This window comes from Leifsonia shinshuensis (genome assembly GCF_014217625.1).
GTDB lineage: Bacteria > Actinomycetota > Actinomycetes > Actinomycetales > Microbacteriaceae > Leifsonia > Leifsonia shinshuensis_A.
In genome coordinates, this window is the sequence record NZ_CP043641.1 from 3819872 (window position 1) to 3844821 (window position 24950).

Consider the following 24950-nt stretch of genomic DNA (forward strand, 5'->3'; position numbering starts at 1 on the left):
TGACGTACCGTGGCAGCCGGGGAGGGAGGACCATGGGCGCCACGGATTCAGCGACGGCGGTGCTGGCCGGTCAGCCGGGGATCGCGCAGTGGCAGGAAGACTTCTACCGCACCGTCCATCAGCATCCCGAGCTGGGCCACCAGGAGGTGAAGACGGCCGCCGCCGTCGCCGACGCGCTGCGCGAGTACGGGTTCGCCGTGCAGGAGAAGGTCGGCTCGACCGGCGTCATCGGCATCCTGGAGAACGGCGACGGCCCGGTCGTGCTGATGCGCGCGGACATGGACGCCCTCCCCATCGCCGAGGCCACCGGGCTGCCCTACGCCAGCAGCGAGCACGCGACCGATCGCGACGGCGCCGACGTTCCGGTCATGCACGCGTGCGGCCACGACGCGCACGTGGCCTGCCTGCTCGGAGCCGCCCGGCTGCTGGCGGCGACCCCGTCCGCATGGCAGGGCACCTACATCGCCCTGTTCCAGCCGGCCGAGGAGCTCGCCGACGGCGCCGAGTTCATGATCGGCGACCATCTGGCCGACCGCATCCCGCACCCCGACGTGGCGCTGGCCCAGCATGTCCTGCCGTTCCCGTCCGGGCGCGTCGGCACCCGCGCCGGCGCGTTCCTCTCCAGCGGCGACAGCATGCGGGTGACGGTGTGGGGCCGCGGCAGCCACGGGTCGATGCCGCAGCTCTCCGTGGATCCGGTCGTGCTGGCCTCCACGATCGTGCTGCGGCTGCAGGGCATCGTCTCGCGGGAGGTGACCCCCGGCGAGTTCGCCGTCCTCACGGTGGGGCGCATCGCGGGCGGAGCGAAGAGCAACGTGATCGCGGACCATGCCGTGCTGGAGCTGAATCTCCGCACCTTCAGCGACGCCACCCGCACCGCGATGGTGAACGCCATCCACCGCATCGTCGACGGCGAGTGCGCCGCCTCCGGCTCGCCGAAGCCGGCCGAGTACGAGCTCTACGACCACTACCCGGTGACGGTCAACGACCCGGCCGCCACGGCGAAGGTCGCTGACGCGTTCGCTGCCTACTTCGGCGACGCCGCGTTCACCATCGACCGGCAGTCGGCGAGCGAGGACTTCGGCGAGCTCCCCGACGCGCTCGGCACGCCGTACACGTACTGGGGCGTCGGCAGCGTCGACCCGGGACGGTACGCGAAAGCGCAGGCCGCCGGCACGGTCGCGACGGACATCCCGGCCAACCACTCCCCGTACTTCGCCCCCGTCATCGAGCCGACGCTGCGGACGGGGACGGCGGCGGCGGTCGTCGCCGCGCTGGCCTGGCTCGGGGACGGTCGGTCCTAGCCGGGGCGCGCCGCCCGTCGTGGTCCGGCTCGGGGAGTGAGGACTACTCCCCGCCGTCGAACCCCGGCCCCAGCGCGCTGAGCGCGAACGAGGCGATGTCGAGGATCGGCGCCGACGTGGTACTGCGCGATCGTCCGCCGGAATTCGGGGAGCAGCGTGCACTCGAGCACGAGGGCGCCGATGCCCTCCAGCCGGCCACCGGGTGCGCACTCCCGTTCGAGCACGGCCTCCACCCCGGCGCGCAGGGTGTCGAGGTCCCAGCCGTTGCCATAGGCGTGGTCGTCGGTGAGGATGCCGTTCCAGCCGGGCTGGTCCTCCAGGCCGACGACGGTCAGCCTGGGGAACAGCGCGTCGGACGCGAGCAGCCGGTTCGCCAGCGGCGCCGAGACCGTGAGCACGCCGATCCGCTCGCTCGTCAGGCTCGCGGCGAGCGGCAGGAGGTCCAGGCCGCTGGTCAGCGTGTTCCCGGTCGGGAGGCCGCTCTGGCGCGCGTAGTAGAAGAACCCGCAGTCGGTGATGACCAGAGAGCAGTGCGCGAGCCGTTCCTTCGCCCGCCAGAAGGCGTCGATCGCGACGGGATCGCCGGTGACCAGCTTCTCCACGCGGGCGCCGCGTGCGACGGCGTACGACACCGGGATGCCCGGCCAGCTGTCCGGGTTCTCGAAGAAGCCGACCGGGTTGTCGCTGATCGCCGGGGCGCCGGGCACGACGCAGTCGATGTCGTCCACGGCGTAGGAGTCGAGGTCGCAGAGGATGACCCCGAGGGTGCGGGTGCTCATGCGCCCACCGCGGGCACGGTCGGCCGGGCGGCGTCCCGGGCGGCGCTGCCGACGACCACGACGGCGTTGACCTCCACCCGGATGCCGGGGATGTTCAACTCCTTGCCGATCAGGATGCCGGTCGCGGTCGGGCCGGGCTTCGGGAAGTAGCCGAACCGGATGTCGTAGGTGCGCTGCCACTCCTCGACGCTGAGTTCGCCGGAGTAGAACGTGTTGAACTGGACCACGTCGCCCATCGTCCCGCCCAAGTCCTCGATGACGGCCTGCAGGGACTGCATCACCGCGTGGCACTGCGCCTCGATGTCACCGGGGTGGCGCACGTTCCCGTGCTCGTCCAGGTCCTCCTGGCCGCCGACCCAGATCATGTCGCCCACGCGGATGCCGTGGCTGTGGTTGATGGTGAAGTGGCCGGGCACCTGCCAGTGGCCCGGAACCTGTGCGATGAGTCGTTCGGCGGTCATGGTCTGTCTCCTCGGAAGCCGGTGATGGGGGTTCGATCACCAGTGTGCGAGTCGGCGGGGCGGTGCGCACCGTTTCGAGCGCGGCGGCCGCTGGTGCTGCCGCAAGGGATTCTTCGGCTGGCGCGCGGGTCAGTTCCCGGCGGTGGCCGCCGCCTCGATCACGGCCTTCTGGGTCGCGGCGGCCTGACGGATCTCGTCCAGCACCGCGCGGACGATCGGCCGACGCTCGTCCGCGGCGCGCGTCACCGCCAGGACCCGGCGGCCGAGGTGCGGCCGGTCGAGCGAGTGGATGGTGACGGGCGCGACACCGCGGTCGATCGAGAGCGGCGGCAGCACGGAGATGCCGCGGCCGCGGGAGATCGACTCGACCAGGAGCAGCAGGTCGGCGGTGTGCCAGCGGACGTTCGGCTCGAACCCCTCCGACCGGCAGGCGAAGCGCACCGCCTGCCCGCACGCGCCGAGCTCGTCCGGCATCACCCACGGCTCGTTCTTGAGGTCGGCGAGCCGCACCTTCTGCGGGAGCTCGTACGAGGGCGGAGCGACGAGCACGAGCGGCTCGTGCAGCAGCTCTGTGGTGTGCAGGTAGTCCGGGAAGGCCATCGGCACGTTGTCGTAGAGGTCGATGATCGCGACGTCGAGCGCGCCGCCGAGCAGGAGGTCGATGCTCTCCGCCGGCTCGATGACATTCACCGTCAGCTCGATGTCGGGGGCGTCGGCGGCCAGGCTCTCGGCGACCGGGAGCAGCACGAAGCGGGCGACGGACGGGATGGCGCCGATCCGAACCCGGCCGGCGAGCTCGCCGCTGAGCTGATCCATCTCGGCGCGGGTGGCCTCCAGCAGCCGGAGGATGCGGCGGGCGTGCTCGACCAGGATCTCGCCGGCGCCGGTGAGGCCGACGCCGCGCGGGGAGCGGTCGAGCAGTTTCACCCCGGCCTCCCGCTCCAGGATGCTGATCTGCTGCGAGACCGCGGAGGAGCTGATGCCGATCGTCCGGGCCGCTCCCGCCAGCGAACCCTGCCGCGCGACCTCGCTGAGCAGGCGCAGCCGGGGGACGTCCGGGAGCGAGTTGTCCGTCATGCGCACATTCTCCATGATTAGTTGTACTTACGACAGTCTAGGGTTTATCGTAAGAAAAAGCTTCAACTCTTCTTCCGAAACGAGTCGACGACGATGTCCACTGAAAGCTCTCCCGCTGATATCCCGGCGACCGCCGCTCCACGCACCGTGGGCGCCGGCGGCCACGTCCTCCGGGGCATCGACGACGCGATCGGGCGTGCCCGCTCGGACCTGATCGGGCTCAGCCACTGCATCCACTCCACGCCCGAGGTCGGGTTCGAGGAGCACCGGTCGGCCGCGATCGTGTCCGAGTTCCTGCGCCGGCACGGCTTCGCTCCGACCGTCGGGGTCTTCGGGATGCCGACCGCGCTGCGCGTCCAGGCCGGCCGCGGAGGTCCGCGAGTCGCGGTGCTCGCCGAATACGACGCCCTCCCGGAGGTCGGGCACGGCTGCGGCCACAACGTCATCTGCGCCGCGGCCGTCGGCGCGTTCCTCGGGGTGAGCGCGCAGCTGGCCGAGCTCGGCGGCTCGGTCGTCCTCCTCGGGACGCCGGCCGAGGAGAACGGCGGCGGCAAGGAGCTGCTGGAGCGCGCCGGCGCATTCGACGACATCGACGCGGTCGTCATGGTGCACCCGTTCACCGGCCCGGACGAGGTCGCGTCCTTCACCTCGCTGGCGGTTCGCGACGTCGAGGCGACCTTCCACGGCGTCGCCGCGCACGCCTCCTCCGCCCCGCACGAGGGACGCAACGCGCTGGACGCGGTCGTCGCCGCGTACCAGGGCGTCGCCGCGCTGCGCCAGCACATCCCGGCCACCGACCGGCTGCACGCCATCATCACGAACGGCGGCGCCGCCACCAACGTCGTCCCCGAGACGGCCGCGCTGACGGTCGAGGTGCGCTCCGAATCCCTCGACGCGCTGGTCGAGCTGTCGGAGCGTGTCCAGCGCATCCTCGACGGCGCGGCGCTCCTCACCGGCACCCGGCTGGAGACGCGGTGGGACCCGTTCCCCGCCTACCTCCCGGTGCGCAGCAACAGCGTGCTGGCCGCGCGCTACTTCACCCACCTGTCGGCGCGCGGCCGGCGGATCGTGCTCGACCCGCCCGGGCTCGTCGGCGGCGGCTGGTCCACCGACTTGGGCAACGTGAGCGTGCGCCGGCCGGCCATCCACCCCACCGTCAGCATCTCGCCGAAGCCGATCGTCATGCACACCGCGCGCTTCGGCCGTCAGGCGGTCAGCCCGCTCGGCGACGCCGCCGTGATCGACAGCGCGTTCGGGCTCGCCGCGACGATGGCGGACTACCTGGCCGACCCGGTGCTGCGCGACGCCGTCGACCGCGAGTTCGCCGCGGCAGGCGGGCGGGTGGACGTGGAGCGGCTGCTCGCGTCGCCGGTCAGCGCGCTCGCCGCGGCCTCCACCTTCTCGGCGGCCTCCCCATCCGGGACCTGACGATCATGCTGAACCCGGTCCATCTCCGCACGCTGTCTGTCGTCGTCCGCACGGGCTCCTTCGCCGACGCGGCGCGCCAGATCGGCTACACCGGGTCCGCCGTCTCCCAGCAGGTCGCGGCCCTGGAGCACAGCCTCCGGGCGACCCTGTTCGAGCGCGACGCGCACAGCATCCGGCCGACGGCGGCGGCGATCTTCCTCGCCGAGCGCGCCCACGACATCCTGATGGCGCTCGGCGCGCTGGAGGACGACATGCGCGGACTCGGGTCGGGAGGCTTCGGCCGCCTCCGCGTCGGCGGCTTCGCGGCCGTCACCGAGCGGGTGCTGCCGGGCAGTCTCGCCGCGTATCGCCGGTCGCATCCGAACGTGGACCTCGCCCTGGACGAGGGCGAGCCGGACGAGCTGGTGGCCAAGCTGCGCGACGCGCTGCTGGAGGTGGCCGTCGTGTACGAGTACGACCTGGTGCCCCAGCGCTGGCCCGCCGCCGCGACGGTCACGCCGTTGCTGGATGAGGAGCTGTTCCTGCTGGTGCCCGACGGGCATCCGCTCGCCGGCGCCGGTACCGTCGCGATCGAGGACCTGGCGGCCGAGACCTGGGTCTCCACCCGGGACGGCTCCGCCGGCGACAGCTGCCTGATCCGCCTGTGCGGCGGGGCCGGGTTCGACCCGCTCATCGCCATGCGCGGAGCCCGCTCCGACTCGGTGCGCGGGATGGTCCAGGCGGGAATCGGGATCGCCCTCGTTCCTGCGCTGTCCGCGGCGACCGCGGAGGGCGTCGAGTTGCTGACCCTGGAGCCCGGCCTCCGCCGCCACGTGCTCGCGCTGCACCGCGCGGAGCACGAGAGCGCGCTCGCCGCGGAGTCGGTGGCGGCGCTGGCGGACACCGTGCGCGGCCTCCTCGACGACGCTACCGGGCTCTACGCGCCCGGCGCACAGCGCCGCCGCGTCGCAGAGGTCGAGTACCTCGCTCGCCGCGTCGCCGCGGCGGGCTGACGCACAAAAGATTCGTGCCGAATGTCGACTCTCGCGTGGCGAGAGTCGACATTCGGCACGAATGGTCGAGGGCTCAGACCTCGCTGGTCCCGGTGATTCCGGAGGTGCATTCGATGACGGCGGTCATCTTCTTGTTGAGTGCTTCATAGAACATGGAGAGCGGGAACTCGTCGTCCAGGACGGCGTCGGTGTATCCCTTCGGTGGTCCGGCCAGCACCTCATCCGATAGCCCGCGTGCCCACACCGACGCCGGGTTGGGGGTGAGGGTTTGGGTGAGCATGTCGTAGGCGGCGAGCCAGTGCGCGACCTTGGGTCGGTCGATGGAGCGCCAGTACAGGTCGTTGATCCGGTCGGAGAGCGCCACGACCACGTCGGGGACTTCGTCCCAGTCGATGGTGAGCTGGGTGTCGGTCCAGTGCAGGACGTTGTGCTGGTGCAGCCAGGCGAAGAGCAGTTGGCCGCCGAGGCCGTCGTAGTTGCGGATCCGGCTGCCGGTGATCGCGAACCGGAAGATCCGGTCGAAGATCACCGCGTACTGCACCAGTTTCGCGTGGTCGCGGATCTGCCGCCGCGCATCCGACAGCTCGACCTCCGGCAGGGCGCCCAGCGAACGTTCCAGGCGGACGGACTCGCGGAACGCGGTCAGGTCGCAGCGCAATTCCTCCAGCGAATAGAGGAAGAACGGCATCCGCTGCTTGATCATAAACGGGTCGAAGGGCAGGTCGCCGCGCATGTGGGAGCGGTCGTGGATGATGTCCCACATCACGAAGGTCTCCTCCGTCAGCCGCTGGTCCTCCAGCATCCGGGCGGCGTCCTCCGGCAGCTCCAGTTTCGTTATCTGTGCGGCGGCGGCCACGACCCGGCGGTAGCGGGCGGCCTCCCTGTCCTGGAAGATCGCACCCCACGTGAACTGCGGGATCTCCGCCACAGACACGCTCTCCGGGAAGAGGACCGCGGAGTTCGTGTCGTAGCCCGGCGTGAAGTCGATGAACGAGAGGGACACGAACAGGCCGTTCGTGTACTGCTTCTCCAGCTCCCCGATGAAGTCGGGCCAGATCACCTCCACCAGCACGGCCTCCACGAACCGGTTCGCGCTGCCGTTCTGCGTGTACATCGGGAACACCACGAGGTGAACGAGTCCGTTCTCCCGGTGCAGCTCCGGCCGGAAGGCCACCAGTGACTCGCGGAAGTCCGGCACCCCGAAGCCCTCGTCGGCCCAGCGGGCGAAGTCCCGGTCCAGCGCGGCGAGGTACGCCGCGTCGTGCGGGAACAGGGGTGCGAGCGCCGCGATCGACGCGCGGAGGGTGCGCACCAGCTCCACGGCCCAGGTCGTGCTGGCCAGCCCGTCGAGCGAGCCGTCCTTCACCTGGAGCTGCTGGAGGTCGATGGCGGCTTGCCTCAGGGCGAGCCAGTCGGGGTTCGCGCGCAGGCGGTCACGGCTGGACGCCGCGGTGGGGGCGTACTCGATCTCGGTGTTCATCAGATCCCTTTCATGGCGGTGGTGGGCAGGAGTGTGGAAAGGCGCTGGGTGGAAGGCGGCGGGCGACGGTGTCGAGGTCGCATCGCCCGCCGCCGGTCTGGGGGTGGGGCTCGGGTGGGTCGGGCGAGGCTCAGCTGATCAGCCGCGGCGCCCCGGTGTTCGCGGCGGAGCCCGGCAGCCCGTGCGACTGGAGGATCTTCGCCAGCTGCCCGTTCGCCTTGATCGTGGCGATGTAGCGGTCGAGCGCCTTCAGCAGCGCCGGGTTGTCGAACGAGATCGGGAACGTGGTCTGCGGTGGCTGGAGGGAGGCGCCGATCGCCTGGTCGGGCTTGGCGACCTTCACCTTCAGCTTCGGGGCGTTGAACGAGCCGGAGCCGAAGCTGTCCATCGCGACCTGGAGGCGTCCGGCCTTGAGGTCCTGGTACATGTCGGTCGTCGACTTGTAGATCTTGAGGTCGTCGCCGTAGTAGGCCTTCGCCTCGCCGACCCAGAGGTCGCCGTCGACGGTTCCGACCGTCTTGCCCTTCAGCGAGGGGACGGTGTCGTAGCCCTCCTTCGACACGAAGGCCATCTGGTCGAGGTAGACGGGCTCGGTCAGCCCCACGATCTTGGCGCGGGACGCAGACCGCCACCACGACCCGGCGGCGACATCGGAGCGGCCGGTCTGCACGGCGGGGATGACCGCGGCGGTCGCGACCGGCGTCGCGGTGACGGTCACGCACTCCTGCTTGGCGAACGCGTTCAGGATGTCGCCGTCGATCCCGCCGAGGGTCGTGCCCTGGGAGCTGATGAACGGCGGGAGGGAGGAGAGGGTGACGGTCAGCGTGCCCGTGTGGATGGTGCTGAACGTGTCGGTCGGCTTGCAGCCGGCCGCCACCCCGACGCTGCCGGATGAGGCGGCGCAGCCGGTGAGGGCGGTGGCGGCGGCGAGGACGACGGCTGCGGCCGCGGTGGCGGTGGTTCGGCGCCGGCGGGAGGCCTGCGATGTGCTGCTGCGGTGTGGCATGGTGCTGCTCCTTCAGGGGGTGGGGACCGGCGCGCGATGGGGCGCCAGGGCTTTCTCGACACGCGCGCTCAACCAGCTCGCCGGGATCGTGATGGCCGCGTAGAGGAGGCCGGCCAGGGTGAGGATGCTCAGGTAACGGAAGGTGGTCGACCCGATCGAGTAGGCCTGCGACATCAGCTCCGGCACCGCGATCGTGTAGGCGAGGGAGGTGGCCTGGAAGATCATGATCGAGAACCCGACGAGCGGCGGGATCGCGATCCGGAGGCCCTGCGGGATCACGACGTAGCGCAGCGTGTCGCGCCGGCTGAGGCCGAGGGCGTCCGCCGCCTCCACCTCGGACTCCGGCACGGCTTGCAGGCCGCCCCGGATGATCTCGCTGGTGTACGCCGCGGTGGTCAGGCCGAGGGCGATGACCGAGGCCGCGAACGACCCGAAGGTGATCCCCACGGTCGGCAGGCCGAAGTACACGAGCTGCAGGACGACCAGCGCGGGCGTCCCGCGGCCGATCTCGACGATCACGATGCTCGTGGTCCGCAGCGCCCGGCTGCGGACGCCCGCGCCGAGCGCGAGCAGCAGGCCGGCCGGCAGCCCGACGGCCAGGATGGCGGCGGTGAGCCGCAGGCTCACCCCGAGGCCGCCGAGCAACTGCGGCCAGAACTGGATCCAGTCCTCGACGAGATTCATCGTGCGACCCTCTTCCGGAGCGTGGTGTCGAGGCGCCTGGTCAGCCAGGCGCACGGGATGGTCATGGCGATGTATAGGCCGGCCGCCCAGAGGAACGGGACGATGCCGTCCGCGGTCTGGCTGGCGTCCTGGCCGGCGAAGAAGACGATGTCCTGCACGCCGATCACCGACGCGATGGAGGAGTCCTTGAGCAGCCCGATCGCGTACGTCGCGGCGGCGGGGATCGACACCCGGAGCACCTGCGGGCCGATGACGGACGCGAGGGTGGCCGTGCGGGTCATCCCGAGGGCGTCGCTCGCCTCCCACTGGCCGTCGCTGATGGCGGTGAGCCCGCCCCGGTAGATCTCCGCCATGTACGCGGAGGTGACGACGCCGAACGCGATGATCGCGGCGGTGAACGGGTCCAGCTTGATCGCGCCGCTGCCGATCCCGAAGTACAGGATGAACAGCCACACCAGCGGCGGGATGCCGCGCACGACCTCGATGACGGCGCGGGCGGCGAACCGCAGCGCCGCGAACCGGGAGCGGCGGGCGAGGACGAGCGGGACGCCGCCGATGGCGCCGAGCGCGAAGGAGCACACGGTCACCAGCAGCGTCATCTGGACGCCCTGGGCGACGACGGCGAGGTGGTCCATGTCTCAGCGCTCCAGGACCGCGCGCAGGAACTGCCGGGTCCGCTCGGTGCCGGGAGCGGTGAACACCTGCTCCGGGTCGCCCTCCTCCAGGATGGCGCCCTTCGCCATGACGACGACGCGGTCCGAGACATCGCGCGCGAACTGCATCTCGTGCGTGACGACGACCATCGTCATCCCGGACTTCGCGAGCTCGCGCATCACCGCCAGGACCTCCAGCCCGACCTCCGGGTCGAGCGCGGAGGTCGGCTCGTCGAACAGCATCACGCGGGGGTCGAGCGCGAGCGCCCGGGCGATCGCGATCCGCTGCTGCTGGCCGCCCGAGCAGCGCCCGGGGAACTGGCCGGCCTTGTCGGCCAGCCCGACGCGGTCGAGCAGGGCCATGGACCGCGCGTCGACCTCGGCCTTGCTGCGGCCGAGCACCCGCTCCTGCGCGAGGCTGACATTGCGGAGCACGGTCATGTGCGGGAAGAGGTTGAACGACTGGAACACCATCCCGACATCGCGCCGCAGCGCCTGAAGCTGCTTCCGCTTGATCTCGGAGCCGGCGTCCACCTGGGTGCCCTCGACGGTGACGCATCCGCTGTCCGGCACCTCCAGCAGGTTGATGCAGCGGAGCAGGGTGCTCTTCCCCGCCCCGCTCGGGCCGATGATCGCGACGACCTCGCCCTCGCGCACGGAGAGCGAGACGTCGTCGATGACGGTGTGCTCCCCGTACCGTTTGACGACGGACCGCAGTGCTATCGCGACCCCGCCGGCGTGCTGTGCTTCGTGCATGTCGAACCCGTTCCTGGCTGCTGTGGAGACAATCGACAGGAGCGTGAACTGCGCGAGACCGGCCTGCGCGGCGATGCGGGGACGGGAGCGCGAACACGGCGGCGTCGTTGTCGTGGATCGTTCTCAGACCAGGATGCGGCGGCGCCGCCGGGCGCGCTACGGAACGAGCGCGGCTGTCGGTTGGGGTGGCGTAAGGAAGGGTTTTGCTGGGGGAGGGTCAGCCCGCGGCCGCCCCGCTCACCCCCGCCACGTGCGCGACCAACTGCCCCGCCACCGCCTCGAACGGGTCGATGCTCGCCTGCGCGCGGCTCAGGATGACGGCGCCCTCGCTCCCGGCGACGAGCAGTGTCGCCGTCCCCGGCGCAGCGTCGGCGGGGACACCGCCGAGCGCCAGCAGCTCCGCGAGGAGGTCCGCCCAGTCGCGGAACACCGCGCCGGAGCGCTCCAGCAGGTCGTCGGAGTCCGCGGCGACGGCGACGGCCACCGCCGAGCAGCCGATCTGGAACCGCGAAGCCAGGAGGAGGCGGCGCCAGGCGTCGAGGAACGTCGCCGCGACCTCCGCCGCCGGACGGCCGCGCGCCGACTCGATGACCGCAAGCGAGCGGGTGCGCTGGAGGTCGAGGGCCTGGGCGACCAGGCTCGCCTTGCCTCCGGGGAAGTGGTGGTAGATCGAGCCCCGCGGGGCGCCGGTGAGCGCCAGCACCTCGGAGAACGAGGTCTCCTGGAGGCCCTTCTCGGCCAGCAGGCGGGCCGCGCCCTCGATCATGCGCGCCTTCGCGTCCGAGGTCATCCGCATCCCTTCCGAGAAATCCGCCCTTGACTATGACGAGCATCATAATCGACACTGGAGCCGCAACCACGCACGACACGAGGAGCTGAGTCCCATGCCCATGATCGACGTCTACGCCACTGCCGGCACCTTCGCCGCACCGCACGCGCTCGCCGCGACCCTCGCCGACACCCTCAAGACGATCGAGCAGGTGCCCGACATCCCGCTGTTCCGGAAGAACACGGCCGCGTTCGTCCACGAGCTCCCGGACGGTGCGATCGCCAACGTCGACGGCGACTCCGGCTACGTGCGGGTGCAGGTCCTCACGAACGCGGGCGCGCTCGACCGGCCGAAGCAGCTCGCCGTGGTCGAGCAGTTCACCGCCATCGTCGCGGAGGCCGCGGGCGACCCGTCCCTCGCGGAGCGGACTTGGGTGCTCCTGACCGAGGCCGTCGAGGGTGGCTGGGGGCTGGGCGGGCACGCGAACACCAACGAGGAGCTCGTGCTGGCCGCGCGGGCGCAGATCGCCGAGCTGCAGGCGACGCGGAAGGGCTGACGGGGCGTCAGCTCTTCGTCAGGTCCTCCGCCAGCATCACCAGGATGCCGCTCGGGCCGCGCAGGTAGGTGAGCTTGTAGACGTCCTGGTAGTTGGCGACGCCGCGGAGCGGGTGGCAGCCGTGCTTCGCGGCGACCGCCAGCGCGGCGTCGATGTCGTCGACCTGGAACGCGACCCGGTGCATGCCGATCTCGTTCGGGAGGGTCGGCTCGGTCTCGATCGCGTCGGGGTGGAGGTACTCGAACAGCTCCAGGCGACCCTGGCCGTCCGGCGTCTCCAGCATCGCGATGTTCGCGTGGTTGCCGTCCAGGCCGACGGCGGTGTCGGTCCACTCGCCGCTGACCGTGTCCCGGCCGACCACGCTGAGGCCGAGGTCGGTGAAGAAGGCGATCGTCGCCTCCAGGTCGCGGACGGCGATGCCGACGTTCTCGAGTCTGATAGGCATGCGTCGCATCGTACCCACCATCGCGCCGGCGCGGGAGCGCGTGCCGGGTGAGGCTCGCGCGCGACCCCGGTACGTCCGCGGAAACCCCCGTAACAGCGGGAATCCGGCGGCCGCGCGCGAACGGCTGTCAGGCCCTGACTTCCTTCCCGTGGACCGTGACCGCGTAGATGACGAGGACGTCGATCGCGACCATCACGATCGACCACCAGGGTTGTGCGGGCAGCGACATCAGCTGGGTGATGGCGTTCAGCCCCGCGACGACGACCGCGAAGATGCGTGCCCAGGTGCGGCCGGTGAGCAGCGAGAAGGCGGCGACCGCCAGCCCCAGCCCGATGATCAGCGACCACCAGCCCCACCCGGCGACGTCGAAGGACGCCCTCGCGTTGGGGCCGACGAAATAGGCGGTGTTGGGACCGATGATCGCCATGATCCCGTAGAAGATGTCGATGGCCGCCCCGATCAGGAGCATGATCGCCGCGAAGAACACCCAGCCGACCCAGCCCGTTCTCTGCGCCGGCGGGTGGGATTGCGTTTGAGTCATGGTTTCGACTCCTTGCTCTGTGTTGGTGCTTTCGGCTGCATGATGCATCGAAAAAGTGCACTTGGCAACAGCGGGTTTTCCCTGATCCCCGGCGGAAAGATTGCCCTCTTGCCGAGCGAGGGCGCTGAGTCGTACCGTGCGGCCACGCGAAGCGAAAACCGCTCCCGTCAACCGATCGGAGTCGCCATGACCTTCTGGGATTTCCTCGTCTGGTCGTTCTGGTTCTACCTGGTGTTCGTCTGCATCACGATCTTCATCCGGGTCTTCATCGACCTCTTCCGCGACCCCGAGCTGAACGGCTGGGCCAAGGCGCTCTGGTGCGTCTTCCTGGTGGTGGTGCCGTTCCTCGCCGCCTTCATCTACCTGATCGCCCGCGGCGGCCGGATGGCGCAGCGCAGCGCGGCAGGGTCGATGCAGGCCCAGGCCGCCTCCGCCGACTACATCCGCTCCGTGGCGGGGACGGGGGCGACCTCGCCTGCGGCGGAGATCGAGTCCGGCAAGCAGCTTCTCGACGCCGGGACGATCACGCCGGCCGAGTTCGAGGCGCTCAAGGCCAAGGCGCTGCGCGGCACGGCGTAGCCGGGATCCGGCGCCGGACGCACCAGAGCCCGGTCGATCGCTCGGCCGGGCTCTGGCGTATTTTCCCCATACCCGTAGCTACGGGGACCATCAGAATATCCCGGCCCGGCGCACGCGTCATCGACGGGCCGCTGGGAAAGCTACTCCCGCGGCACCTTCACCCGCAGCGCGCCGGGGTCGACCCGGACGCGCATCGAGGTCACCTCCCCGAAGAGGTCGCCGTCGAGCTCGACCTGCTCGGCGCGGTCGGAGGTCAGCACGATCTCCTTGCCCTTGAGGTAGTTCATCGCGTGCACCTCGTGGTCGTCGCGCATGAACCGGCGGCCGACGCTGGTGCGGCGCAGCACCCCGTTCTCCCAGAAGACCTTGACCACGATCCGCAGCCAGCCCAGCACGTCCTCCGGGCGCAGCACCACGATGTCGAGGATGCCGTCGTCCACCGCGGCGTCCGGCAGCAGCATGATGTCGGCCTGGAGGGACCCGCAGTTGCCGATCATCACCGTGTGCGCGTGCAGGGTGTGCGTGCGGCCGCCGTCGAGCTGATAGCGCAGCCGCAGCTCGTTCTTGTCGCGCAGCACCCGGCCGATCGCGTGGACATACGCGATCCAGCCCGCCTTCGCCTTCAGGTCGTCGTCGGTCGCCGCGATCATCTTGGCGTCGATCCCCAGCCCGGCCATGACCAGGAACGCGCGCTTCTCCGTGCCGTCGCGGCCGTCGCGCAGCTCGGCGACGCCGACGTCGATCGCGCGGTCGACGCCGTCGAACGCGGTGTCGAGGGCGTGCTCGACGTCGTCCAGGGTCAGCGACAGGTTGCGGGCGAGCAGGTTGCCGGTGCCGGAGGGCAGCAGCGCCAGCGGGGTGTCGGTTCCGCGCAGCTCCTCGGCGACCGTGCGCACGGTGCCGTCGCCGCCGGCCGCGATCACGACGTCGACACCCTGTTCCAGCGCCTCGCGGGTCTGGCCCGTGCCCGGGTCGTCCGCCGTCGTCTCCAGCCAGAGGGTGTCCTCCCAGCCGTGGCGCTGCTCGGCGGCCGTGAGGGCCTTCCGCAACCGTTCCGGGTCTGTCTTCGTCGGGTTGACCACGATCGCGGCCCTGCTCATCCGTCTCCCTCTCGCGCGTCGTGCTCGGGCGGCAGGACGCTGACCCAGACAGTACGCCTGCGCGGGCCTGCGGGGCATCCATGTGCGAGGCTGAGGGGATGCACGTCCTCGACGACCCCGCCTGGAACGCCCTCACGGGCCCGCATGCCGCGCTCGCGGCCGGGGACGACCGGGCCCGCCGCTACCCGCCGGACATGTCGCCGTTCGCGTCGGTCGCGGACCGCGGCAGCGACGCCGACTGGGCACGGCTCGCCGCCCTCGTCGGGCCGGGCACGACGCTGGGCGTTTTCGCTTCGGCGGCGCCCGAGGGCTGGGAGGAGGTCGCCGGTTACGACTGCTACCAGTACGTTTTCGAGGGCGCGGCCCTCCCCGAGGCTCCTCCGCTCGGTGACGACGCCCGGCTGGTTCTGCTCGGGGAGGCGGATGTCGCCGAGGCTCTGGATCTGGTCGAGCGCACGAAGCCCGGACCGTTCCTCCCGCGCACGATCGACTTCGGCGGCTACCACGGCGTCCGCGTCGGCGACCGCCTTGCGGCGATGGCCGGCCAGCGGATGCGGCCGGACGGCTGGTGCGAGGTCAGCGCGGTCTGCTCGGACCCGGAGTGGCGCGGCCGCGGCTTCGCGGCGGCGGTCATGCTCGCGGTGATGCGCGGCATCCTGGACCGCGGCGAACGCCCGTTCCTGCACGTCGAGACCGTGAACGAGCGGGCGATCGCGGTATACGAGCGGCTCGGCTTCACCCGGCGCGCGCGGATGAACGTGCTGGTCTGCCGGACGGCGGCGTGACGTGTCGCTGACCGATCCGGCCGTGCCGATCCCCGTCGGGCTCGCGACGGCGGAGTTCGTGCTGCGCCCCATCACGGCGGACGACGCCGCCGACGACCACGCCGCCCTGATGGAGAGCCGCGAGGAGCTGCGCCTCTGGGAGCAGTCGTCGTGGCCGGCCGACGACTTCACCGTCGAGGCGAACCGCGAGGACCTGGCCGGTCTGGAGGAGCGGCATCGCGCGCACCGGGCGTTCACCTACACCGTGCGCGACCCGGGCGACACGGAGTGCCTGGGCTGCGTCTACGTGTTCTCCACGAGCGCGAAGTTCCTGGCGGCCTCCACGGTGACGGCGCTGGGGGAGGACGCCTGGACGGACGTGGACGCGGTCGTGTTCTTCTGGGTGCGACGCGGGCGCGTGGCGTCCGGGCTGGACGTGCGCCTTCTCGCCGAGCTGCGGGCCTGGTTCGCGGGGGAGTGGCCGGTGTCGCGGACGGTGTTCGTGACGAATGAGCAGTTCGCACAGCAGGTCGGCCTGTTCGACGACTCCGGCCTCGTCCGCCGGTTCGAGTACCTCGAGCCGGGCAAGCCGGGACGCTACCTCGCCTACGCGTGAACCCCCGCCGCACATTCGTGCCGAATCGCGCGAAACGCTCCCGTATTCGCGCGATTCGTGACGAATCGCCCGGCTAGGCCGGCGGCGCGACCGGTGGCTTCGGCGGCTTCGCGTTCACTTTGCCGTCGATGGGCGCGGGGACGGTGCTGCCGTCGAGCGTCACCAGCGCGGGGAGCGGCTGCCCGAGCGGTCCGGGCCAGGGCTTCGGCGCCACCGGCGTCGGCCGCGGGCTCGGCGGCGTCGGCTGCGTGATCGTGCTGCCGGGCGCCGGCGGGACCGGCCTCCCGAGCCCCGGCTGCACCAGGTGGGCGAGGGAGGGCGCGTCGTCCACGCGCGGCACCCCGAACGTCCCGAGCCCGAGCAGGTCGCAGATCGTCTTCGGGATGGACGCGTGCGAGTGCCACTCCGGGTCGATCGCCTGCGTCACCGCGCCGCCGAACATGAGCAAGGGGATGCGCGAGCCGCCGATGACCTGGAACCCGTCCGGGTGCAGCGCGTCCGGCACCGTCTCGATGGCGGGCGTCGGCACCGAGTCGGCGTAGCCTCCCCAGTCGTCCCAGGTCAGGATGAAGACCGTCTCGTCCCAGCCGCCGCCGTCGATCACGGCCTGGACGCGCTGCCAGACGAGACCCTGCCCCTTGGTCACGTAGTCGGGCGCCGGGGTGGCGGGCGGGTGCTCGTCGTAGCCGGCGGGGGACCAGACGTAGCAGACGTCCGGCAGCGTCCCGCCCTTCGCCATCGGGATGAACTGCGACGGCGGGTGCACCTCGCTCGTGCCCGGCGCCGTCGAGGTCGTCGTGTAGAACTTGACCGGGTAGCCGCTCTGGTCGGGGAACGCGCCCCAGCTCACGCCGGCCTTCTGCGCGACGCTGAAGATCGAGGGGAGGTCCCAGACCGGGTGCGCGCCCACGAACGGCGGATTCTTCAGCGTGGGCATCTGCCCGCCGACCGCGAGCATGTGCCCGGGAGTGGAGTTCGACCCGGACCCGAAATGATGGTCGCTGAACACGAAGCTCTTGGCCAGCCAGCTGTAGAACGGAATGACGGAGTCGTTTTCGAGCTGCATGGGCTCGGCCGGATAGTCGCCCATCGCATAGTGCACCCAGGCGTTCCGGTCGTGCGGCTGATCGAAATCGGGAGCGCTGCTGCGCAGGTTCCCGTTGTTCGCGACCTCGGCGCCCCACTCCGCGAGGGAGGGGAAGTAGAAGTCGGTTGTCTTGTTCTCCTGGATAAAGACGATCACGCGCTTCACCGCTGCCATGGGGTCCACGGAAGCACGGGAGGGCGCGACGCGCCAGAGGGGGATTCCGCGAGTGTGCTCACCCCAGCATCCCCGTCATCGCCACCGCCCCCGCATCCGCCCCGGTCAGCGGCGCCAGCCCCCACACCTCCTCGATCGTCCGCAGCAGTGAGTAGTGCGTGAACGGCGTAGCGACCACGACGTGCGCCCGCGCCGCCGGTCCCGCGAACACGCACGCCACCACGTTGTCACCAGAGTCGCCCTCGTCGAAGGTCACCACGAGCAGCGACCGCTGGGTCCTGAAGGCCGGGGAGGCCAGGATGGCCGGCACGTTCGCCTTCAGCCAGGCGTCGCCGGTCGCTACCGAACAGTCGTGCATGTCATTGCACAGGTTGGGGCTGATGAAGGAGAACGCCGGCAGGGTGGAGGCCGACGCGAGGTCGCCGGCGAAGCGCGAGTACGGGACGTCGTGGGCGGCGCAGTAGCCGGCCGAGGAGGTCACGCTCGGGAAGTACAGGAACGGGTTGTGCTTGACCGCGTACAGGCTGGTGTTCGCCGTCGTGCACGGCGCCGGCATGCTCTCGGCGTACATCCGCCACGAGCGGCCGGCGCGGTCCAGCTCCTCGGCGAGGTTCGGGCCGGTGACGAGGCAGGAGCCGCCCGGCGGGTTGCAGTCCGAGGTGATCCCTGCGGTGGTTCCGCTCGTCAGGGCGAGGTAGTTCGGGAGGCTGGGGTGCGTCACCGCCGAGTACGCGGTGGCCAGGGCGCCCGCGCGGGCGAGGGAGGTCAGGTAGGGCGCCTCCGGGTCGCCGATGACGGAGTGCGCCGGCTTGTTCTCGTCCACGATGACGACGATGTGCTGGATCGCGGTGGCGGCCGGCGGTGAGGATGGCGCGGGACGCGTCGGGGAGGCCGGGGCCGGGGTCGTCGTGGCGGGCGCGCCCGTCGGCGTCGGCGCGGCGCCCGGAGCGCATCCGGCGAGGACGAACACGCCGGCGACGGCGCACGCAGCGGCGAGAGCCCTCCCGATCATGGCAGCACCGTACGCCGTGGGACCGGATGCGCGCCCACCGGATCGAGGTCGCTCAGCCCAGCGGACCCTCGCAGCTCTCCCGCAGCAGCACCGTCACCGGCAGCTCGGTGCTGACCGGGTCCAGGTCGGGGTCCGTCACGCGGGCGACCATCGCCCGCACCGCCGCGCGGCCCAGTTCCAACATCGGCTGCATCACCGTCGTCAACCGCGGCTCGGAGCGGGCGCCCTCGTCGATGCCGTCGAAGCCGGTGACGATGATGTCTTCCGGGACCCGCACGCCGGCGACGCGGAGGGCGTCCAGGACTCCGAGGGCCATCTGGTCGTTGGCGCAGACCAGGGCACGGGGGAGGCTGCCGCGCGCGATCAGGTCCTCGGCCACCGCGCGGGCGCGCTCGCGGGAGAACTCGCCGTGCAGCACCGGCAGCGCTGTGGGATTGATGCCGCGGCCCTCCAGCGCGTCCGCGAAGCCGCCGTAGCGCTCGGCGTCGTCGGGGGAGTCGAACGGGCCGGTCAGGTAGACCGGGTCGCGGATGCCGTGGTCATCGATCAGGTGCTCGGTGAGGGCGCGCATGCCCTCCCGGTTGCGCACCGTGAGATGGTCGAAGTCGTCGCCGCGGCGCTGGCCGGCCAGGTACACGACGGGGATGGTGTCGCCGATGCGCTTCAGGACGTCGTGCGGCGCGCTCTGGGCGATGACGGCGAGGCCGTCGACCTTGCCTGCGAGATCGTTCAGCGTGAGCTCGACGCTCTCCGGCGAGCGGCCGCGGCCGACGCAGATCATCAGCGAGAAGCCCTGGCGCCAGGCCTCGAGCTCGCAGCCGCGCAGCACCTCCTCGAAATACAGGTTGGCGGCGCTGCCATGGTCCGGCCTCGCGGGGTCGCGCCGCACCTCTACGGTGGCGTCGTCGCCGACGAGGACGTCGTTCAGGTCTTCGACCGCGTCCACGCCGGGCAGGAACAGCCCGAGGACGCCGGTCCGGCGGGCCGCGAGGCCGCGAGCGCTTCCGCTGGGCACGTACCGGAGTTCGCGGACGGCGGCCAGTACCCGCTCCTGGGTGGAAGCGCGTACATCGCCGGGTCGGGTGAGGACGCGGGAGACCGTCGCGATGGACACTCCCGCGTGCGCGGCGACATCATACACCGTCGGTTTTCTCGCCAATTTTCCCCCCGAGTTCGTCTGTGAATCCGTTGTCAAGAACTCATTCTGGCACGCGGAGAATTAATCCGGGGCGGGGTTGAAGAACTTTTCGTATGCGCTTACAGTGGCCGAGCATCAAGTCATCGTCGACTGAAGGGACCACACCGCGATGAACAAGTCCAGAACGCGCCTCCGGCGTTCGCTCGTCGCACTCGCCGCAGCAGCGTCACTGCTCGCGATGAGCGCCTGCAGCCTCCAGACCTCCGGGTCGAACAACAACTCGGGCTCCGCAAGCGGCTCCCTCCTGTTCGGGGCCGACGGCGGCAACCCGACGTTCGTCCGCAACTTCAACCCGTTCTCCCCGAACACCCGCACCGGCGCGCACTACATGTACGAGCCGCTCCAGGTCGTCAACTCCATCGACGGCAAGGCGACCCCGTTCCTCGCGACCGGCGACAAGGTGGTCGACCCCAAGACCATCCAGTACACGATCCGCAAGGGCGTGAACTGGTCCGACGGCACGCCGTTCACCCCGGCGGACGTCGTCTACACCTTCGACCTCATCAAGAAGACCTCGGCGCTCGACCTGCTCGGCCAGTGGCAGAACATCGACACGATCAGCTCGTCCGGCGACACCGTCACGTTCCACCTGAAGAGCCCGAACGTGCCGGCCGCGAGCATCATCGACCAGCAGATCATCGTGCCGGAGCACATCTGGAAGTCCGTGAAGGACCCGGTGACCTGGACCAACGAGAAGCCGGTCGCCACCGGCCCGTACGTGGTCGGCACCTTCGCGCCGAACCAGTACACGATGGTGAAGAACACGAAGTACTGGCAGGCCGACAAGGTCGCGGCGGAGAAGCTGGTGCTCCCGGCCTCCAACACCGGCCTCCAGCTCGTCAAGAACGGCTACGACTGGGCCTACTCGTTCATCGACAACGTCGACAAGACGTGGGTCGGCGCGAACAAGCAGCACAACAAGTACTGGTTCCCGCCCGGCGGCACCATCTCGCTGATGCCGAACCTCACCAAGGCGCCGTTCAACAACCTCGACTTCCGGATGGGCCTCAGCTACTCCCTCGACCGCGACAAGATCGCCCAGGACGCTGAGGAGGGCTACGTGAAGGCCGCGGGCCAGAACGGCCTGCTCCTGCCCAACTCGCAGCAGTGGCTCAACTCGTCGCTGCCGAACCAGGGCATGATCACGCAGGACACCCAGAAGGCGCTCGCCTCGTTCGCCAAGGCCGGATACACGCAGAAGGGCGGCAAGCTCGTCGACGCCGCCGGCCAGCAGCTCCAGCTCACGATCACCACGCCGAACGGCTACGCCGACTGGCTGCGCGGTGTGCAGGCCGTCCAGGCGCAGCTCCAGGCGATCGGGATCGCGGTGACGATCGACCAGCCGCAGCCCGCCGCGTACACGCAGGCGCAGAACAACGGCGACTTCCAGCTCCTGATGGGCGCGTTCGGCGGCGCCGGCAGCGTCTACCAGGACTTCAACACCCTGATGAGCAGCGAGTTCCTGAAGCCTGTCGGCACCTCGACGTCCGGCAACTTCGAGCGGTTCAGCGACCCGCAGGCGGACTCGCTGCTCCAGCAGCTGCGGTCGGCCACCTCGACGAGCGACCAGAAGAAGTACATCGATCAGCTCCAGCAGGTCATGTACGACAAGGTGCCCGTCATCAGTATGTTCTACGGCGGCCTGTGGGGCCTGTTCAGCGACAAGGCCTTCACCGGCTGGCCGAGCTCGAGCGACCCGTACGCCACCCCGGCCACCTGGACCGAGAACTCGCTGCTGATCCTCACCCACCTCACGAAGGCGAAGTGATCGCCGGCCGGTCGCGGGCGCCGTCCCGCGACCGGCCAGTCCCGCCTGATCCGAACACCGAAAGGAGGTCGTCGTGCGCTATCTGCTGGGGAAGCTGGGACTCTTCGTCCTCACCCTGTGGGCCGCCGTCACGGTCAACTTCATCCTGCCGCGACTGATGCCCGGTTCGCCCGCGGACGCGGCGATCGCCAAGCTCAGCCAGAACGGCCCCGTCTCGCCCGCGATGCGCGCCTCGATCGAGGCCCAGCTCGGCGTGCCGACCGGCAGCCTCTGGGACCAGTACGTGACGTACCTGAACCAGGTCGTCCACTTCGACTTCGGGCCGTCGTTCAGCTACTTCCCGCAGTCGGTGTCGAGCCTGATCGGGGCGGCGCTGCCGTGGACGCTCGTCCTCGTCGGCACCGTGACGATCCTCGCGTTCGTGCTCGGCACGCTGCTCGGCGTGCTGGCGGCGTGGAAGCGCGGCACGGCGCTCGACACCATCCCGACCGTGGGCGGGCAGTTCCTCTCCGCGTTCCCGTACTTCTGGATCGCGCTGCTCCTGCTGTTCTTCCTCGGCTACGTCGCCGGCTGGTTCCCCACCAGCGGCGCGTACTCGCAGACGGCGACGCCGAACTGGAGCTGGGACTTCTTCACCGATGCGCTGTACCACGGCATCCTGCCCGGCCTGACGATCCTGCTGACCGCGTTCGGCGGCTGGATCATCGGGATGCGCAACACGATGGTGAACACGCTCGGCGAGGACTACGTGACCTTCGCGGAGGCGAACGGCCTGCGCACCCGCACCGTCGCGCTGCGCTACGCGGCCCGCAACGCGCTGCTGCCGCAGTTCACGTCGTTCGGCATGGTGCTCGGCGGCGTGGTCGGCGGATCCCTCCTGGTGGAGACCGTGTTCGCCTACCCGGGCGTCGGCCTCCTCCTCTTCCACGCGGTGACCAATCAGGACTACCCGCTGATGCAGGCGCTGTTCCTCATCATCACGGTGAGCGTCCTGATCGCGAACTTCCTCGTGGACATCCTGTACGGCGTGCTCGACCCGAGGACCAGACGATGACGCAGACCGAGAATCCCACCGAGAGCTCCCCCGAGGACACCGAGGGCGTCGCCACGAAGACCGCGGCCGCCCGGGTGGTCGAGCGCGAGCACAAGAACTGGAACCCCTTCCGCGTCCTCGGCCGCGCCGTCGGGACGATCTGGTCGGAGCCCAAGGCGCGCTTCGGCGTCGTCCTGCTCCTGCTGTTCATCCTGATGGCGATCTTCGCGCCGCTGCTCGCGCCGTACGACCCGCACGACACGTCGTTCCCGCACAGCCAGGACGGCAGCGCCGCCCACCTGCTCGGCACGACCGGCGTCGGCCAGGACGTGCTGTCGCAGCTGATCTGGGGCGCGCGGGTGTCCGTCTCGGTCGCGCTGATCGCCGGCCTCCTCAGCACCATCGTCGCGATCCTCGTCGGCCTGAGCTGGGGCTACGTCCGCGCGTTCTGGGGTGAGGGCGTCGGGTTCGTCGTGAACCTGTTCCTCGTCATCCCGTCGCTGCCGCTCATGATCGTGATCGCCGCGTACCTGCACAACGGCGGCATCGGCGTGATCGTCCTCGTCGTCGTGGTGACCGGATGGGCGTGGGGCGCCCGCGTGCTGCGCTCGCAGACGCAGACCCTGCGCTCCCGGGACTTCGTCACCGCGGCGAAGTTCAGCGGGGAGAGCCCGAGCCGGATCGTGTTCCGGGAGATCCTCCCCAACATGACGTCGCTGATCGTCGCGAGCTTCTTCGGCGCGGCGACCGCCGCGATCCTCGCGGAGGCCGGCCTGGAGTTCCTGGGCCTCGGCGACCCGAACACGGTCAGCTGGGGAACGATGCTGTTCTGGGCCCAGAACAGCAACGTGCTGCTCACCGGCCAGTGGGTGCAGCTCTTCGCGCCCGGCTTCATGATCGCCCTGTTCGCCGTCTCCATGACGTTCATCAACTTCGGGGTCGACGGGCTCAGCAACCCGCGCCTGCGCGAGAGGAAGGCCGCACGATGAGCCTGCTCAAGGTCGAAGACCTGTCCGTCGTCTACGACGAGGGCAAGGGCCGCGCGTTCGAGGCGGTGAAGCACGTCGGGTTCGAGCTGGAGCAGGGCGAGTTCGTCGGCCTGGTCGGGGAGTCCGGGTCGGGCAAGTCCACGCTCGGCTACGCGCTGACCCGGCTGTCCAAGCCGCCGGCGCGGATCGCGGGAGGCCGCATCCTGTTCGACGGCACCGACATCGCCGCGCTCTCCACCGAGGAGGTGCGCACCCAGCGCCAGGGCGGCTTCGCGATGGTGCTGCAGTCGGGCATGAACGCGCTGAACCCCGTCCGCACCATCCGCAACCACTTCCTCGACATCTTCGCCGCGCACGGCCACGTTCCGCCACGGGCGCGGGCCGCCCGGGCGGAGGAGCTGATCGCGAAGGTCGAGCTGCCGGAGTCCACGCTGTCGCGCTATCCCGGTGAGCTCTCCGGCGGGATGCGCCAGCGCGTCTCCATCGCCCTGGCGCTCGCGCTCGAACCGCGGCTGATGGTGTTCGACGAGCCGACCACGGCGCTCGACGTGCTCGTGCAGCACGCCGTGATGAACACCATCCGCCAGCTCCAGGCGTCGGAGAACTTCACCGCGGTGCTCATCAGCCACGACCTCGGCGTCGTGCTGGAGGCGACGCAGCGCGTGCTCGTCATGCACGACGGCGTGATCGTGGAGGACGCCCCGAGCGACCGCATCCTGAACGCCCCCGAGCACCCCTACACGCAGATGCTGCTGAGCCACTACGGCGACCCGCGGGCCGCCGAGGTGACCGTGCCGGGGCTGGACCGACGCACCGAGGGCGCCGCGCGACCGGCTCCCGTGACCGGAGCCGTCTCGGGCGCGCGCACGACCGGCAACGCCGCCCGGCAGCGCATCGGCGCGCGCGAGCCGATCGTGGTCTCCAACCTCGTGAAGGTCTACCCGAAGGGCCGGAGGGGCAGCGCGACGCGCGCCGTCGACGATGTCTCCTTCACCCTGGAGCCCGGAATGTCGATGGCGCTCGTGGGCGCGAGCGGCAGCGGCAAGTCCACCATCGCCAAGCTGATCACCGGTGTCGAACGGCCGACCTCCGGCACGATCGGGTTCGGCGACGTCCGCATCGACACCCTCCGCGGCCGGCGCGCGCTGAAGCAGCTCCACTCGGAGGTGCAGATGGTGTTCCAGGACCCCTACGCGGCACTCAACCCGCTGCACACCGTGGAGTACATCCTGACCCGGCCGGTCGAGAACTTCACCGGACTGCGCGGCAACGCCGCGCGGATGCGGGTGCTCGAACTGCTCGAGACGGTCGGCCTCACGCCGGTCGAGAAGTTCGCCACCCGGCTGCCGCACCAGCTCTCCGGAGGCCAGCGCCAGCGCGTGGTCATCGCTCGCGCGCTCGCCAGCGACCCGCAGGTGATCATCGCCGACGAGCCGGTCTCGATGCTCGACATGTCGCTGCGCGCCGGCGTCCTCGCCCTGCTGGAGGAGCTGCGCCGCACCCGCGGGGTCAGCATGCTCTACATCACCCACGACCTGCTCAGCGCACGGCTGGTCACAGACCGGATCATGGTGCTCGACAAGGGCGTCGTGGTCGAGCGCGGCGACACCGCCGAGGTGCTGCAGCGCCCACAGGACGACTACACGGTGCGGCTGCTCGACGCCGTGCCGACGCCGTCGCGCGGCTGACCCTCCTTTCC

At 70.5% G+C, this 24950-nt stretch carries 26 protein-coding genes; 11 read left to right on the forward strand and 15 right to left on the reverse strand.

The window, feature by feature from the left end:
* Window positions 1-32 precede the first annotated feature (32 nt).
* A complete protein-coding gene (locus tag F1C12_RS18580) occupies window positions 33-1304 on the forward strand; it encodes an amidohydrolase (RefSeq protein ID WP_219732647.1) in 1272 nt (423 codons plus the stop codon).
* On the opposite strand, the gene F1C12_RS18585 is transcribed toward F1C12_RS18580, so the two are convergent.
* From F1C12_RS18585 to F1C12_RS18595, 3 genes are all read right to left on the reverse strand, one after another.
* Window positions 1301-2083, reverse strand: coding sequence for a hypothetical protein (locus tag F1C12_RS18585; RefSeq protein ID WP_185276332.1), 783 nt, complete (start codon window positions 2081-2083; stop codon window positions 1301-1303). The genes F1C12_RS18580 and F1C12_RS18585 overlap by 4 nt on opposite strands.
* Window positions 2080-2544 carry a RidA family protein gene (locus tag F1C12_RS18590; RefSeq protein WP_185276333.1) on the reverse strand — a complete coding sequence of 155 codons (465 nt, stop codon included), beginning with the start codon at window positions 2542-2544 and terminating at the stop codon, window positions 2080-2082. Before F1C12_RS18590 ends, F1C12_RS18585 begins: the two co-directional genes overlap by 4 nt.
* 129 nt (window positions 2545-2673) lie before the next feature.
* On the reverse strand, window positions 2674-3621 hold the full coding sequence (locus tag F1C12_RS18595; protein WP_185276334.1) for a LysR family transcriptional regulator: 948 nt from the start codon (window positions 3619-3621) through the stop codon (window positions 2674-2676).
* A 93-nt stretch (window positions 3622-3714) separates the two neighbouring features.
* Here F1C12_RS18595 and F1C12_RS18600 point away from each other — a divergent pair, with 93 nt between their 5' ends.
* The gene (locus F1C12_RS18600; protein ID WP_185276335.1) at window positions 3715-5049 is read left to right on the forward strand and encodes a M20 family metallopeptidase; all 1335 of its coding nucleotides are present in this window, start codon (window positions 3715-3717) and stop codon (window positions 5047-5049) included.
* A 5-nt stretch (window positions 5050-5054) separates the two neighbouring features.
* Window positions 5055-6041 carry a LysR family transcriptional regulator gene (locus tag F1C12_RS18605; protein ID WP_185276336.1) on the forward strand — a complete coding sequence of 329 codons (987 nt, stop codon included), beginning with the start codon at window positions 5055-5057 and terminating at the stop codon, window positions 6039-6041.
* Between the two features lie 73 nt (window positions 6042-6114).
* Here the strand turns inward: F1C12_RS18605 and F1C12_RS18610 are convergent, their stop codons facing one another.
* The 6 genes from F1C12_RS18610 to F1C12_RS18635 form a co-directional block, all read right to left on the reverse strand.
* Window positions 6115-7521, reverse strand: coding sequence for a DUF6421 family protein (locus F1C12_RS18610; protein WP_219732648.1), 1407 nt, complete (start codon window positions 7519-7521; stop codon window positions 6115-6117).
* 130 nt (window positions 7522-7651) lie between these two features.
* Window positions 7652-8527 (reverse strand): substrate-binding periplasmic protein, encoded by an 876-nt coding sequence (locus F1C12_RS18615; protein WP_185276337.1) that lies wholly within the window; start codon window positions 8525-8527, stop codon window positions 7652-7654.
* A gap of 12 nt (window positions 8528-8539) precedes the next feature.
* A complete protein-coding gene (locus F1C12_RS18620) occupies window positions 8540-9211 on the reverse strand; it encodes an amino acid ABC transporter permease (RefSeq protein WP_185276338.1) in 672 nt (223 codons plus the stop codon).
* Window positions 9208-9846 (reverse strand): amino acid ABC transporter permease, encoded by a 639-nt coding sequence (locus tag F1C12_RS18625; RefSeq protein WP_185276339.1) that lies wholly within the window; start codon window positions 9844-9846, stop codon window positions 9208-9210. Before F1C12_RS18625 ends, F1C12_RS18620 begins: the two co-directional genes overlap by 4 nt.
* A gap of 3 nt (window positions 9847-9849) precedes the next feature.
* On the reverse strand, window positions 9850-10620 hold the full coding sequence (locus F1C12_RS18630) for an amino acid ABC transporter ATP-binding protein (RefSeq protein WP_185276340.1): 771 nt from the start codon (window positions 10618-10620) through the stop codon (window positions 9850-9852).
* Between the two features lie 217 nt (window positions 10621-10837).
* Complete coding sequence (locus F1C12_RS18635) at window positions 10838-11410, reverse strand: TetR/AcrR family transcriptional regulator (RefSeq protein ID WP_185276341.1); 573 nt, start codon at window positions 11408-11410, stop codon at window positions 10838-10840.
* A 94-nt stretch (window positions 11411-11504) separates the two neighbouring features.
* Between F1C12_RS18635 and F1C12_RS18640 the strand changes: the two genes are divergently transcribed.
* A complete protein-coding gene (locus tag F1C12_RS18640; RefSeq protein WP_185276342.1) occupies window positions 11505-11945 on the forward strand; it encodes a tautomerase family protein in 441 nt (146 codons plus the stop codon).
* 7 nt (window positions 11946-11952) lie between these two features.
* Here the strand turns inward: F1C12_RS18640 and F1C12_RS18645 are convergent, their stop codons facing one another.
* Window positions 11953-12390, reverse strand: a complete 438-nt coding sequence (locus F1C12_RS18645; protein WP_185276343.1) for a VOC family protein — start codon at window positions 12388-12390, stop codon at window positions 11953-11955.
* Window positions 12391-12517: 127 nt separating this feature from the next.
* On the reverse strand, window positions 12518-12931 hold the full coding sequence (locus tag F1C12_RS18650; RefSeq protein WP_185276344.1) for a DUF7144 family membrane protein: 414 nt from the start codon (window positions 12929-12931) through the stop codon (window positions 12518-12520).
* 186 nt (window positions 12932-13117) lie between these two features.
* Here F1C12_RS18650 and F1C12_RS18655 point away from each other — a divergent pair, with 186 nt between their 5' ends.
* On the forward strand, window positions 13118-13510 hold the full coding sequence (locus F1C12_RS18655) for an SHOCT domain-containing protein (RefSeq protein ID WP_185276345.1): 393 nt from the start codon (window positions 13118-13120) through the stop codon (window positions 13508-13510).
* A 140-nt stretch (window positions 13511-13650) separates the two neighbouring features.
* Here the strand turns inward: F1C12_RS18655 and F1C12_RS18660 are convergent, their stop codons facing one another.
* On the reverse strand, window positions 13651-14610 hold the full coding sequence (locus F1C12_RS18660; protein ID WP_185276346.1) for a diacylglycerol/lipid kinase family protein: 960 nt from the start codon (window positions 14608-14610) through the stop codon (window positions 13651-13653).
* A gap of 98 nt (window positions 14611-14708) precedes the next feature.
* Between F1C12_RS18660 and F1C12_RS18665 the strand changes: the two genes are divergently transcribed.
* Together F1C12_RS18665 and F1C12_RS18670 are read left to right on the forward strand one after the other, a co-directional pair.
* Complete coding sequence (locus tag F1C12_RS18665; RefSeq protein ID WP_219732649.1) at window positions 14709-15395, forward strand: GNAT family N-acetyltransferase; 687 nt, start codon at window positions 14709-14711, stop codon at window positions 15393-15395.
* 1 nt (window position 15396) lies between these two features.
* Window positions 15397-15990 carry an N-acetyltransferase gene (locus F1C12_RS18670; protein ID WP_185276348.1) on the forward strand — a complete coding sequence of 198 codons (594 nt, stop codon included), beginning with the start codon at window positions 15397-15399 and terminating at the stop codon, window positions 15988-15990.
* A 73-nt stretch (window positions 15991-16063) separates the two neighbouring features.
* Here the strand turns inward: F1C12_RS18670 and F1C12_RS18675 are convergent, their stop codons facing one another.
* From F1C12_RS18675 to F1C12_RS18685, 3 genes are read right to left on the reverse strand one after another with little or no spacing between them, the layout of a single operon-like run.
* Window positions 16064-17251: an alkaline phosphatase family protein gene (locus F1C12_RS18675; protein WP_185276349.1), complete on the reverse strand. Its 1188-nt coding sequence runs from the start codon at window positions 17249-17251 to the stop codon at window positions 16064-16066.
* Window positions 17252-17309: 58 nt separating this feature from the next.
* Window positions 17310-18263: an alkaline phosphatase family protein gene (locus tag F1C12_RS18680; protein ID WP_185276350.1), complete on the reverse strand. Its 954-nt coding sequence runs from the start codon at window positions 18261-18263 to the stop codon at window positions 17310-17312.
* Window positions 18264-18315: 52 nt separating this feature from the next.
* Window positions 18316-19404 carry a LacI family DNA-binding transcriptional regulator gene (locus F1C12_RS18685; protein ID WP_258046006.1) on the reverse strand — a complete coding sequence of 363 codons (1089 nt, stop codon included), beginning with the start codon at window positions 19402-19404 and terminating at the stop codon, window positions 18316-18318.
* 166 nt (window positions 19405-19570) lie between these two features.
* On the opposite strand from F1C12_RS18685, the gene F1C12_RS18690 reads away from it, so the two are divergent.
* The 4 genes from F1C12_RS18690 to F1C12_RS18705 all read left to right on the forward strand — a co-directional run bounded on the left by F1C12_RS18690 (window position 19571) and on the right by F1C12_RS18705 (window position 24939).
* Window positions 19571-21229, forward strand: a complete 1659-nt coding sequence (locus F1C12_RS18690) for an ABC transporter substrate-binding protein (RefSeq protein WP_185276351.1) — start codon at window positions 19571-19573, stop codon at window positions 21227-21229.
* Between the two features lie 73 nt (window positions 21230-21302).
* Entirely contained in the window at window positions 21303-22283 is a 981-nt protein-coding gene (locus F1C12_RS18695; protein WP_185276352.1) for an ABC transporter permease, read from the forward strand.
* Window positions 22280-23251, forward strand: coding sequence for an ABC transporter permease (locus F1C12_RS18700; RefSeq protein WP_185276353.1), 972 nt, complete (start codon window positions 22280-22282; stop codon window positions 23249-23251). The genes F1C12_RS18695 and F1C12_RS18700 overlap by 4 nt, the downstream gene beginning before the upstream one ends.
* Window positions 23248-24939: an ABC transporter ATP-binding protein gene (locus F1C12_RS18705; RefSeq protein ID WP_185276354.1), complete on the forward strand. Its 1692-nt coding sequence runs from the start codon at window positions 23248-23250 to the stop codon at window positions 24937-24939. The genes F1C12_RS18700 and F1C12_RS18705 overlap by 4 nt, the downstream gene beginning before the upstream one ends.
* The last annotated feature ends 11 nt before the right edge of the window (window positions 24940-24950 follow it).